11 protein-coding genes and 1 pseudogene are annotated in these 11,459 nt (G+C 69.0%); 7 read left to right on the top strand and 5 right to left on the bottom strand.

The genetic code is table 11. The annotated features are described in order from the left end of the window. Positions 1-59: 59 nt before the first annotated feature. Entirely contained in the window at positions 60-1,535 is a 1,476-nt protein-coding gene (locus R2B67_RS26425) for an acyl-CoA synthetase (RefSeq protein ID WP_317821554.1), read from the top strand. Further along, on the top strand, positions 1,525-2,916 hold the full coding sequence (locus R2B67_RS26420) for a carboxyl transferase domain-containing protein (protein WP_317821553.1): 1,392 nt from the start codon (positions 1,525-1,527) through the stop codon (positions 2,914-2,916). Before R2B67_RS26425 ends, R2B67_RS26420 begins: the two co-directional genes overlap by 11 nt. 5 nt (positions 2,917-2,921) lie before the next feature. Here the strand turns inward: R2B67_RS26420 and R2B67_RS26415 are convergent, their stop codons facing one another. After that, on the bottom strand, positions 2,922-4,196 hold the full coding sequence (locus tag R2B67_RS26415) for an MFS transporter (RefSeq protein ID WP_317821552.1): 1,275 nt from the start codon (positions 4,194-4,196) through the stop codon (positions 2,922-2,924). A 153-nt stretch (positions 4,197-4,349) separates the two neighbouring features. Between R2B67_RS26415 and R2B67_RS26410 the strand changes: the two genes are divergently transcribed. The 5 genes from R2B67_RS26410 (at position 4,350) to R2B67_RS26390 (ending at position 8,528) form a co-directional block, all read left to right on the top strand. Next, on the top strand, positions 4,350-4,502 hold the full coding sequence (locus tag R2B67_RS26410; RefSeq protein WP_317821550.1) for an ATP-binding protein: 153 nt from the start codon (positions 4,350-4,352) through the stop codon (positions 4,500-4,502). Further along, a complete protein-coding gene (locus R2B67_RS26405) occupies positions 4,499-4,840 on the top strand; it encodes an STAS domain-containing protein (protein WP_317821549.1) in 342 nt (113 codons plus the stop codon). Before R2B67_RS26410 ends, R2B67_RS26405 begins: the two co-directional genes overlap by 4 nt. Positions 4,841-5,069: 229 nt before the next feature. Then, positions 5,070-5,567 (top strand): hypothetical protein, encoded by a 498-nt coding sequence (locus R2B67_RS26400; protein ID WP_317821548.1) that lies wholly within the window; start codon positions 5,070-5,072, stop codon positions 5,565-5,567. Positions 5,568-5,604: 37 nt separating this feature from the next. Beyond that, positions 5,605-7,905, top strand: coding sequence for a hypothetical protein (locus tag R2B67_RS26395; protein ID WP_317821547.1), 2,301 nt, complete (start codon positions 5,605-5,607; stop codon positions 7,903-7,905). A gap of 191 nt (positions 7,906-8,096) precedes the next feature. Then, complete coding sequence (locus tag R2B67_RS26390) at positions 8,097-8,528, top strand: hypothetical protein (protein ID WP_317821546.1); 432 nt, start codon at positions 8,097-8,099, stop codon at positions 8,526-8,528. Here the strand turns inward: R2B67_RS26390 and R2B67_RS26385 are convergent. The 4 genes and pseudogenes from R2B67_RS26385 to R2B67_RS26370 all read right to left on the bottom strand — a co-directional run. Continuing rightward, positions 8,528-8,776: pseudogene (locus R2B67_RS26385) on the bottom strand (transposase family protein); the annotation flags it as partial. The gene R2B67_RS26390 and the pseudogene R2B67_RS26385 overlap by 1 nt on opposite strands. A gap of 323 nt (positions 8,777-9,099) precedes the next feature. After that, positions 9,100-9,483, bottom strand: a complete 384-nt coding sequence (locus R2B67_RS26380; protein WP_317821544.1) for a hypothetical protein — start codon at positions 9,481-9,483, stop codon at positions 9,100-9,102. Between the two features lie 407 nt (positions 9,484-9,890). Continuing rightward, positions 9,891-10,835 carry a hypothetical protein gene (locus tag R2B67_RS26375; protein WP_317821543.1) on the bottom strand — a complete coding sequence of 315 codons (945 nt, stop codon included), beginning with the start codon at positions 10,833-10,835 and terminating at the stop codon, positions 9,891-9,893. Positions 10,836-11,165: 330 nt separating this feature from the next. After that, on the bottom strand, positions 11,166-11,453 hold the full coding sequence (locus tag R2B67_RS26370; protein ID WP_317821541.1) for a hypothetical protein: 288 nt from the start codon (positions 11,451-11,453) through the stop codon (positions 11,166-11,168). Positions 11,454-11,459: the final 6 nt, after the last annotated feature.

Below are 11,459 nucleotides of genomic sequence, written 5' to 3'. Positions count from 1 at the left end.
TGCCCTCATCACCGTCCGGGTCCCAGCGAGGTCCGCGCCGAGCCCCTAGGCTTCCCGGCGTGACCCTCCTTCTTCCTGCGCTCCAGTCCCCCACCGGCCCGGCAGCCTCCCGGGAGGCCGTCCGCTTCGGTGCCCTCACCCTGACCTACGGCGAGCTGGCCGCCGCCTCCACCACCCTCGCCGCCCGGATCACGGACGCGGGCCGGGTCGCCGTCTGGGCCACTCCGACGGCCGAGACCGTGATCGCGGTGGTGGCGGCGCTGCGGGCCGGGGTGCCGGCCGTGCCGCTCAACCCTCGTACGGGCGACGCCGAGTTGGCGCACATCCTGGCCGACAGCGAGCCCACGGCCGTCCTGGCGGGCCCGGACGACGCGCTGCCCCCGGCGCTGGAGAAGCTGCGGCGGGTGACGGTGGACGCGCGGGCGTTCGAGCGTACGGAGGATCACCCGGCGGTCGAAGCCGATCCCGAGGCCCCCGCCCTGATCGTCTACACCTCCGGCACCACCGGCCCGCCCAAGGGGGCCGTGCTGCCCCGCCGGGCCATCGCCGCGTCGCTGGACGCGCTGGAGGACGCCTGGGGGTGGACCGGCGACGACGTCCTGGTCCACGCGCTGCCGCTGTTCCACGTCCACGGGCTGATCCTGGGCGTGCTCGGCCCGTTGCGGCGGGGCGGCGCCCTGCGCCACCTGGGGAAGTTCTCCGCCGAGGGGGTGGCCCGGCAGCTGGGGTCCGGGGGCACGATGCTGTTCGGCGTACCGACGATGTACCACCGGCTGGCCGAGGCGCTGGACGCGTCGGCGGGCGGCGCCGAACGGGGGGAGCTTGCCAAGGTGCTGGCCGGGGCGCGGCTGCTGGTCTCCGGTTCGGCGGCGCTCCCCGTCCATGACCACGAGCGCATCGCGGCGGCGACCGGGCGGCGCGTGATCGAGCGGTACGGGATGACGGAGACCCTGATGAACACGGGGATCCGGGCGGACGGCGTACCGCGCCCGGGCACGGTCGGCCCGCCGCTCGCCGGGGTGGAGCTGCGCCTGGTGGAGGAGGACGGCACGGTGCTGGAGGGGCCGGAGGCGATCGGCGAGATCCAGGTGCGCGGCCCGAACCTGTTCACCGGCTACCTGAACCGGCCCGACGCCACAGCCGCCGCGCACACGGCCGACGGCTGGTTCCGTACGGGTGACGTCGGCACGGTGGACGGGGACGGGTACGTCACGATCGTCGGGCGCAAGGCCACCGACCTGATCAAGAGCGGCGGCTACAAGATCGGCGCGGGCGAGATCGAGAACGTGCTCCTCGGCCACCCCGGCGTCCGGGAGGCGGCCGTGACCGGCGAGGCGGACCCGGACCTGGGCGAGCGGGTCGTGGCGTGGGTGGTCGCGGCCGACCCGGACTCTCCGCCCCGGGCCGAAGAGTTGGCGGACCATGTGGCGGGCCAGCTGGCCCCGCACAAGCGTCCGCGTACCGTGCACTTCCTGGACGCGCTGCCCCGTAACGACCTGGGCAAGATCATGAAGAGGTCGCTCCATGCCGGCTGAGCCCGCCCCCCGTATGACGGCCCGCGAGGCCATCGCGCTGCTCACGGACGGCGCGGGCTTCACCGAGCACCGCCCGCAGCCGCGCCCCCTGCCGCCGGACGGCCCGCTCGGCTGGGCGGGGTACGACGCGGCGCGGGAGCGGGCGGCGGAGCGCACGGGCGAGGAGGAGTCCGTGGTGTACGGGACGGGAGTCGTGGGCGACCGGGAGTGCGTGCTGCTCTCCTTCGAATTCGGCTTCCTGGGCGGCTCGTTGGGCCAGCTGACGGGCGACCGTCTGGAAGCCGCGTACGAACTCGCCCTGTCCCGGCGGCTCCCGCTGCTCGCGCTCGTCGCCACGGGCGGCAGCCGGATGCAGGAGGGCATGGTCGCGCTCACCCAGCTCCAGCGGGTGGCGGCCGCCTCCACCCGGCTGCGGGCGGCGGGGCTCCCGCAGATCGCCGTGGTCCGCGACCCCACGACCGGCGGCGGCTGGGCCACCGTGGGGGCGGGCGCGGATGTGGTGCTGGCCCTGCCGGGCGCCCAGGTCGGGTTCGCCGGGTCCCGGGTACGGCCGCCGGACGCGGACCCGTACGCGTACGGTGCCGAGGGCCAGTTCGCGGCGGGCCAGGTGGACGCGGTGGTCCCGGCCGGGGAGCTGCGGGGGACGGTGGGGCGGTGGCTGCGGGCGCTGGGAGCACGAGAGGCACACGAGGCACCCCGGTCCGCCGCCCCGCACGATCCACCGCCCGCCGCCCCGCTCCCCCGCGCCCAGCCGTCCTCCCCCGCCGGGCTGCCGGCGAGCGGCCGGGAGGCGGTGGAGCGGGCCCGTGCCGCGCAACGCCCGCGCGCGGAGGCGTACTTGGCGGACTACTTCACCGTACGACTCCCCCTCCACGGGGACAGATGCGGCGGTACGGACCCCGGGCTGCTGACCGGCTTCGGGCTCCGGGCGGACGGGCAGCCGGTCGCGTACGTCGCCCAGTGCGGGACCCCGACCCGCCCGGCCGGGTACCGCGCGGCGGCCCGCACGATCCGGCTCGCGGACCGGCTCGGCACCCCCGTCCTCACCCTGGTCGACACCCCGGGCGCCGCCAACGACGCCGAGGCGGAACGGGCGGGCGCGGGCGCGGCCATCGCGGACACCTTCGCGGCGATCGCGGCGGCCCGGGTCCCGGTGACGACGCTGGTGATCGGCGAGGGCGGCTCGGGCGGTGCGCTGGCCCTCGCGGCACCGGGCAACACCCATGTCACGGCGGACAGTTACTTCTCCGTCATCGCCCCCGAGCCGGCGGCGGCGATCCTCAAGCGGCCCCCGGCCGAGACGGGCGCCACCGCCGACCAGCTCCGCCTGCGCCCGCAGGACCTGGTGGAGCTGGGGATCGCCCGCTCGATCGTCCGGTAGGCGGGCTACGGCTGCGGGTCCCGGGCGTCGTAGCGGGCGAAGCCGCGCCACTTCAGGGCGAGCAGGCAGACGGCGACGACACACGCGACACCTCCGCCGACGACGGCCACGGCGGGCGAGGCGAGGTCGGCGACCGAACCGGCCAGGAAGTCGCCGAGCCGGGGCCCGCCCGCGACGACGACGATGAAGACGCCCTGGAGGCGGCCGCGCAGCTCGTCGGGGACGGCCGCCTGGAGCATGGTGTTGCGGAAGACCATGGACACGGTGTCGGCGCACCCGGCGAGGGCGAGGAAGAGCAGCCCGAGCCAGAGGTGGCGGGTGAGCCCGAAGACGGCGATGGCGGCGCCCCAGCTGCCGACGGCCAGCAGGACGGCGAGGCCGTGCAGCCGGACACGGCCGAGCCAGCCGGAGAACACCCCGCCGAGGAGCGCCCCGAGCGCGGGGGCGGCGACGAGCATGCCGGTGGTCCGGGCGTCACCTCCGTACCAGACGATGGCGACGACCGGGAAGAGCGCCCGGGGGTGGGCGAGGACCATGGCGCACAGGTCGGTCAGGAAGGTCATCCGGAGGTTGGGCCGGCCTCCCAGGAACCGCAGCCCGTCCAGCACGGAGGCCCGTTTACGCGCCCCGCTGCCCTCCCGGTCCTCCCGGTCGGGCAGCATCGAGGGCAGCCGCCACATCGCGTAGAGGGAGGCGGTGAAGGTGAGGGCGTCGACGGTGTACGCGGCGCGGTACCCCCACCAGCCGACGATCAGCCCGCCCAGCATCGGCCCGACGAGCGCACCCGTCGTACTGGTCATGGAGCTCAACGCGTTGGCGGCGGGCAGCTGTTCGGGCGGCAGCAGCCGGGCCACCATCGAGGAGCGGGCGGGGGCGTTGAGCGCGAAGCAGACGGCCTGGAGGGCCACGATCGCGTACAGCAGGCCGACGTTCTCGATGCCCGCGAAGGTGGCTGCCATCAGGACGAGGGCCAGGGAGAACGACCCCGCCGCGCTGAACAGCCCGAGCTTGCGCCGGTCGACGGTGTCGGCGACAGCCCCGCCGTAGAGCCCGAACACCACGAGCGGCACGAGCGAACAGAACCCGATGAGCCCCACGGAGAACGCGGACCCGGTGATGTCGTACACCTGGAGCGACACGGCGAGGGCGGTCATGCCCTGCCCGATCCAGGACACGGTGTTGCCGAACCAGAGCCGCCGGTAGTCGGGCGAGGACCGCAGCGGGGTGAGGTCGGCGAATATCCGCGTGCGGTGTACAGGTGGTTCGCTGGTTTCGGTCACAGGGGATGGTAGCCACGCCCCTTTCCGGGGCGTCCGGGCGGCCCACTGCGCGGACGGCACAAAGGGGGCATGTCCGGAAGCAGCTGGCCCATCCGTGTGAACGGTGGGGTATCCCCGGAATCCGCACCGGGCCCCCGCACAGCCTCGCCGAGGTTGCCGACGGAGTACCGGGCCGCCCTGCACGGCAACCGGCTCCACCCCGCCAAGCGCGTCCGGCTCGACTGGGAGGCCCAGGAGGGCCGGGTGCGCGTCACGGTGGGCGACGAGGGTCTTCCGCACCACCACACAGAGGGCAGACACTCATGACTCAGATCAACCGCCGCACCGTGAACGACGTCACCATCCTCGCCCCGACCGGAAAGATCACCATCGGGGTGGGTGACGAAGCGCTGCGCAACGGCGTGCAGGACGCGCTCCAGAGCGGCGCGACAAATATCCTCATCGACTTCGCGAACGTCACCGCCATCGACAGCTCAGGCATCGGCGAGCTCGTCTCCTCCTACACCAGGGCCACCAACCGGGGCGGGAAGCTCAAGCTGGTGAACCTGTCCCCGAAGATCCACGACATCCTGGCCATCACCCAGCTGATCACGGTCTTCGAGGTGTACGACGACGAGGACGATGCGGTCAAGAGCTTCGCCTGATCCACCACCCCCTGAACCACCGAGGGCGGCGCCACTTCGGCGCCGCCCTCGCGCGTGCTCTCCGCAGGGAGCCGGCCACTCCCGAGGCCTCCACGGAACATCCACAACCACTGCCCAAGGATCCGCACTCCGCCCCCGTGAGGGTCTTGGCGAGTTGCTAGCGTGAACGGGAGCCGAGGCGCCACCGGGCGCGACGGAAGGCGACAGGTCCACGGGGGAAGGGTTTTCCATGGCATGGGACGAGTGGGAGCAGCTGAAGGCGGACGCCGCCGACCGGCAGTCGACCGGGATGCAGCTGAACCAGCTCGACCCCGGGGACGGCGGCTCCGCCGCTCGGCTTCCCGGACAGACGGGCGACCTGAAGGTGGGCCAGAGCGATCTGACGAAGATCGGCAGCGAGGCGCACCGCCTCTACGACAACCTCTGGAACAAGGCCCGGGTGGCCGTTCCCAGCAGCGGCAAGGCCGCCGGTGACCTCAGCGGTCAGGGCTTCGCGCTGGGCGCCGGGCTCAAGCATGTGTCGAAGCGGTGGGACGAGCAACTGAAGTCGCTCATGGACGCCTGCGCCCATATCTCCAACCACATGCAGGTCACCAAGAAGGTGCACGCCGGTGACGAGCACTACATCCACCGGCAGATGAGCAGCATCACCACGCTGGACGCCGGATTCGACGAGCGGGCCGGCGAGCCGGGCAAGAAGAACCCGGCGTACGAGCCGAAGAAGTAGCGGCGCGACCACAGACGTACAGGAGAGACGACACCTCATGGACCTCGACGCGCTGCGCTTCGCCAACTTCGCGACACTCGACGAAGCCGTCTCGGACTGGGGCCTGCTCGTACGGCACCTCGTTGACCTGAAAGGGCAGGCCCAGGACGGGCTGCGCAAGGCCGCCAACACAGCCGACTGGGCCGGCATGAACGCACAGGTCACCAAGGAGTTCGTCGGCAAGACCGCCGGAGAGTTCGCCGATGCCCACACGCAGGCGAACACCATTCACAAGATCCTCAGCGACACCCGGGACGAGCTGCGGCAGTACAAGAAGGACCTCGAAGGCGCCATCAGCCGCGGGCAGAAGAAGAACCTGACCGTCACCGCCACCGGCAACGGCGGTTTCACCGTCACGATGAACATCCACCCGGACCGGGCGGCGAAGGGCACGTCCGTTCCGGAGCACAGCGAGAGCGATGTCACCGCGCTGCGCGACGAGGTCCAGGCCATCCTCCAGAAGGCCACGGAGAGCGACAGCTCGGCGAGCAAGGTGCTGACCGCGATAGCCGACCAGGCCAAGATGGGCTTCTCGGAGGCCAGCTACAAGGATCGCGACTCCGCGGCGGCGGCCGTCGAGGCGGCGGAGGATCTCGCCGAGATCGCGGCGAAGAAGCCCAAGGACCTCACCCCCGCCGACATCGACAAGATCAACGAAGGTCTGGCCACCCACAAGGACGATCCGCTGTTCGCCGAGCGGTTCGCCACACAGCTCGGGCCGCAGAAGACCCTGGAGTTCTGGCAGGGCATCAACGACCCCGTCGTGAACCCGAACGTCGGCCGCGAACGGCTCGACAAGCTCGACGACCTCCAGCGCAATCTCGGCCTGACGCTCGCCACCGCCACCCAGAGCGACTCCGCCGACATGACGAGCTGGAAGGGCAACATGATCAAGCTCGGCGACCAGCCCATCGGCCGGGACGGCGGCGGCCCCATGGGCTTCCAGGTCATGAGCAACCTGATGCGGACCGGCGACTACGACGACCAGTTCCTCAAGAGCTACGGCACCAAGCTCATGGAGACGGAACGCAAGCTCACCGGCAACGGCGAGCACGCCAACATGGCGTGGCAGCACCTGGGTATCGACCCGTGGCTCAACCGCATCGGCGACGACAGCGGCGACGACCCGCTGACCGGCTACCTCAAGGGCCTGTCCAACAGCCCGGACGCGGCGACGGACTTCTTCAACGAGGAATATGTCTCCAAGGACGACTCCCCCTTCGAGCGCGACACGGACGGCAACGGCAAGAAGGGGAACGTCCCGCTTTCCAACTTCCAGTACCTGTTCGAGGAGCGGGAGTGGCCGCAGGAGAGCAACCTCAAGGGCGACGACGACAACACCGGCCGCAACAACCTCGCCCTCGCCCTGGAGGCCGCCACGACCGGGCACCCGGCGGGCGAGCTGCCGACGGTGGACACTCCGGCCCACAACGAGGGCCAGACCAAGCTCTTCGAGTCGATCGTGGCCTCCGTCGCGGAGGACAACGAAAGGCTCACGAAGCACAACTACATGTCCGACAGCATCGGGCAGATCACCTCGGAGTACCTGCCGGACATCAACCGGGCCATGACGAACGACTCGGACGGGGAGACGGACAGGCTGTTCCCCGTCGCCGGCAGCTCCGCCACGCTCAACCACCGTGACGTGAACGCCCTGCTGCTGACCGTGGGCCAGAACCCGGAGGGGTACGCGGCGGTGGAGGTGGCCAACAAGGTGTACATGGCGAACCTGATGGACTACCACCTGAACCCGGATCTGCCGGCCGACAAGGTCTACTCGAAGGACCCGGAGTTCGCCGTCCACGAGATCGCCCACGGTTCGGGCGAGGTGTCCGGCACGCTCGCCATGGGCCGCCAAGAGGCGGTCGCCGGCGAAGCCGAGGAGGCCGACAAGAAGTACGAGCAGTCCGTGGCGCAGTGGAAGAACGCCATCTCGGGGGGTATCGGGACGGGTATCGGCGTCGGTACGTCGTTCGTCGCCAGCCCGGTCGGCGGCGCGGTGGCCGGTGGTGTGGCGGACACCGCGAGCAGCATGATCCTCGACGCCCTCTTCAAGGACGCCGAGGGGAAGGCCAAGGACGACGCCGGCCCTGTCATGGGCGAATTGTGGGAGAGCGGCGTCGAGAAGAACTCGGAATACACCGAGCAAGCCGTGGAGGCGGCGGCGAAGGCGCACGGCCGTGACGACCTGACGGACAACAGCATCGACGAGAAGGCGCGCAGGGCCGCCCAGGACGGGTTCATGGCCGCCGGCACGAACACCGAACAAATGAACCCCCACTTGAAGACGGACATCTGACCGCATGCCCGGGACGACGCCTGCCGCGCCTTCCCCGCTCCCGTATCGAAAGGCTTCTCTCGTTGTCTGCCCGCGGAACTCTTCGGCGTCGTCGGTTCACCAGCAGGGTCGTTCCCCTGTCGGCCGCCGTCGCTCTCGCTGCCACCCTGTCGGCGTGCTCCGGCGACGAACCGCCCAAGAAGGCGTACACCGTGCCCAGCTCGTCTTGCGGCATCGCCGTGGAACCCGCGCTGGTGAAGGCAGTGCTGCCCGGCGGTGACTCCCTCACCTCGGCCACCCAGAAGCCGAACGGCGGAACCATCCGCTGCAACCTGTACGTGGACAGCAAGCTGGTTCTCAGCCTCGCCCAGGCCTGGTGGAGTGAGGGGCAGACCACGGCGGCGGTCGCGCCGGCGTACCCGGGCACGAAGGACGGAAAGATGTCCGAAGACGAACGCTTCATTTACAGCGGGGAAGCCGGCGTCGGCAGGACCGTCTCTTCCTGCAAGGTAGCGAGGCATCCGGAGCAGGACCTCTACATAGCGGTCGAGACCCGCGAATCGGGCGTGGACGACCCGGACGCCATCGAGAAACTGCTCGTCGCCTACACCAAGGCGGTCGAGGGGTCGGCAGCCTGCCGGTGACCTCGGCGCCGGTCGGCGAGGAGGCCGGTGACGGCGGTGACGTAGGCGCGGGCGGTGCCGACGGATGTCCCGTAGCCCGCGGCGGTCCGGGCGTGGGTTTCGTGGTGGGGCAGGTACGCGAGCGCGACGAGCGCCCTCTGCTGCGGCGGAAGTTTGCGCCATCGGCCACCCTCACGGGTGACGATGAGCATCATGACCCGCTCGACCAGAGCGTGAGGGAGGGCGAGTGCGGCAAGGCAGAGAACCAACAGACGTCCTGGGCCGTGGGTTGAGACGTAGAACACCTCTCCCAACGGCACGGGAGCCCTGTCCGTTGCGGGCCCCGCCTGCACACCAGCTCCGTCACCTGCTCGGTGGCCATCCTGAGAGGCTCACTGGCCGGTTTTCACGCACACCGGCCCGTCTTCGCGCTTCGGTCGGTGGTGTCGGCTGATCCCCGTGAGGCAGCCCCCACGACCAGCGGCACGTGCTCAGGACGAGTGGGTGGCGCGATGCCGACCGTGCCCGAGCGGTACGCAACGGCATCCGCATGCCGATTCGTGAGCGGAAAGTACTGGAGACCGACCTCGCGTCACCACGCTCCGCCCGGCTCGGCGACACACACCGACGTCCCGGAAGCCCCGGCCGCCGTCGATCGCATCGCCTCCAAACCGTCGACACGAATCACACTCTCGATCCGGCCCCCGTCCTCGCTCAGCATGACGCTCAGCACCGGCACAGCCTCCGCACCCGCCATGCGTACCGTGGTGCGCCAGGGAAGACGCGGCCCCTCGACCACCACCTCGCCCGCGTCGCCAGGTCCTGTGGTGTAGGAAATCTCGCTCACGCCCGCTCCGGTGACCACATACTCCACCTCGAAGGACCCAGCCGCAGCGTCCACAGCCGGCAGGCTGAACGCCTCCGCCCCGCTCACCGCACCCCGCAGAACTTCTGGGTCTTTCCACCGATCGCTCACCTTTTGCTTCCTTCCAGAGAGGATTGGTCAAACCCGCCCGTGCGCTTCGGACGCGATAGGCGCCATGCACGCCCACGTCTAGGTCACCACCGGACAGCGTCCGACACCCGTGACCACTCGCCCCTGCCGACAAACCGGTCGAAAAGTTCGCCAGGCGGCAGCCGACATGATTGCGGGCTCACACAATGATGCATGGGGCAGGAATCAAATGCTCTGTCGGGGTGCAGAAAAACCAGTCGGCGCCTGGTGCCGACTGGCATCTCCAGGAAGCCCCCGAAACTCGCCGACAACAACTCAGAGTAACGCCCAGATCGCGAGACACCAGCATCTCTCCAAAGGCGCCCGTCGCCGTTGCCTTCGAATAACACCCGGACCCTACGTCAGTTGAGTTACTGGGCGGATTGGCCTCAATCGCCCGACACTACCGCCTGGATGGAGGTTGAATCATCATCCGGCCAAAGGAAAAATCCGAAATCATCGCCCGGAGGGACCTCCGCCTCGGTTGGTAGATCGGCGCCCTCCTTGCACACCAGAATTTCAGGCGAGACTCCGCCGGTCGACCGCGAGAAGATCACGACCGGCAATTCTTCGGCCATGATGGCCGACTCAATTGCAGGCAGGAGATTTCCCCGGGAGGCCCATTGAACATGTGCGTCAAGATATGCCGTAACCAGGGAGTGCGGCCGAACGGATCTGGCGATTATCGAAGGGTCCTCGTCCAAAATTGGATGCCATCGATAGCCGCAGGACCCTTCCGCCCAGCGCTCAAGGATTGCAGTCGCGCCTCGCGACAACCTGACGCTCTGCGCGACCTCCTCCCAGAATTCAGCATCTGCCGGACGGGAGACCGCTGTTGTTGCATCGCTTTCTTCCTCGTCCCAAGACACAGAAACCGCATGCAACCCTAGGCGTTTCACCTCCTCCAGAGAGTCCGCCGCATCCGGTTGGATCTCTACCGAGAGATAGAAGTCAGTCTCGACCGCCACCCGCAGAATATCTCCACTTGTCAAGGTGCAAGAGATCAAGCCATGTCGGAGCATCCACCTGAGCAACCTCAAGGCAGCGTGCCGATCAACAGAGCAGCCGTCATAAACGGCGCCAAGCCAGGTCGGCGGAGGCTCGTTGAGAACTAGGTTCCTCAACTCGAACCTGTCCGCCTGGACCGCGTCGGCCAGGGAAGCCACGGCTGAGATGTAGGAATCCTCCACACGCTGATACTCGGCAGCCGTCAGCACTTCGCCATTGAAGGACTTGCCGACATCTTCGAAGGAAGTCCAGTCGGCAATCAAGCCACTACGTCTGGGATCGCCATACTTCGAGACGAGGAAACATAGCGTCACGGGCGAAGCCATTTCAGTCTGCCGAACTTGCCCAGATCGCACGAACCGCTCCGGAGCGCATTCATGTTTGTCTTGAGCAACTCAGCGGAAGGCCCGGCCTTGAAAGGCCACCGCTGTGTCCAGTCATACCTTGAGTTACGTACCTCTCCGACGCCGGTGCCTTATCAGTGCCGGTCCCGTCGCCGTCCGGCTGGAGCCGACCGGTGTCGACGGGAACCCTGCGGTCATCCCGGCCCGAAAATTCATCGGACTGTGAGGGAACGCGCCCTAACGGTCGGGATGAAGTATCGCTGCCGGATCGAGGGAAGGTCAGTGGCCCCTCGACGCCGAGATCAGGACGATCTACTCCTCTTCAGGCAGCAGGTCGTTGAAGACATCGATCAGGTCCTCCAGGAGATGGCCGCGCTGATTCGGTTCCCAATCAGGCCCCGTGCCCGACCTCATGAATTCGTCGGACAAAAAGTCCAGCACTTCTTGAATTGACTGACTGCTCGGCGGCTCTGCCGTACCGAAAATGGCCAGCATTTTCGGTTCCTCCTTGATGAGGGGCATGAAATCACTGAACAGACGCGTCCCGCCGGTGAACCAGGCCGGACGAGTGACTTCAGCGGATTCGTCTCGATGCTCCACAGATTC

The organism is Streptomyces cyaneofuscatus (assembly GCF_033109485.1).
In the GTDB taxonomy this organism is placed as follows: domain Bacteria; phylum Actinomycetota; class Actinomycetes; order Streptomycetales; family Streptomycetaceae; genus Streptomyces; species Streptomyces cyaneofuscatus.
This window is presented reverse-complemented; position numbering and strand designations above follow the sequence as displayed.

Excerpts from the sequence above, each read along its gene's own strand:
- R2B67_RS26420 (WP_317821553.1), top strand. The coding sequence starts at position 1,525 with ATGCCGGCTGAGCCCGCCCCCCGTATGACGGCCCGCGAGGCCATCGCG.
- R2B67_RS26405 (WP_317821549.1), top strand. The coding sequence starts at position 4,499 with ATGACTCAGATCAACCGCCGCACCGTGAACGACGTCACCATCCTCGCC.
- R2B67_RS26400 (WP_317821548.1), top strand. The coding sequence starts at position 5,070 with ATGGCATGGGACGAGTGGGAGCAGCTGAAGGCGGACGCCGCCGACCGG.
- R2B67_RS26395 (WP_317821547.1), top strand. The coding sequence starts at position 5,605 with ATGGACCTCGACGCGCTGCGCTTCGCCAACTTCGCGACACTCGACGAA.
- R2B67_RS26375 (WP_317821543.1), bottom strand. The coding sequence starts at position 10,835 with ATGGCTTCGCCCGTGACGCTATGTTTCCTCGTCTCGAAGTATGGCGAT.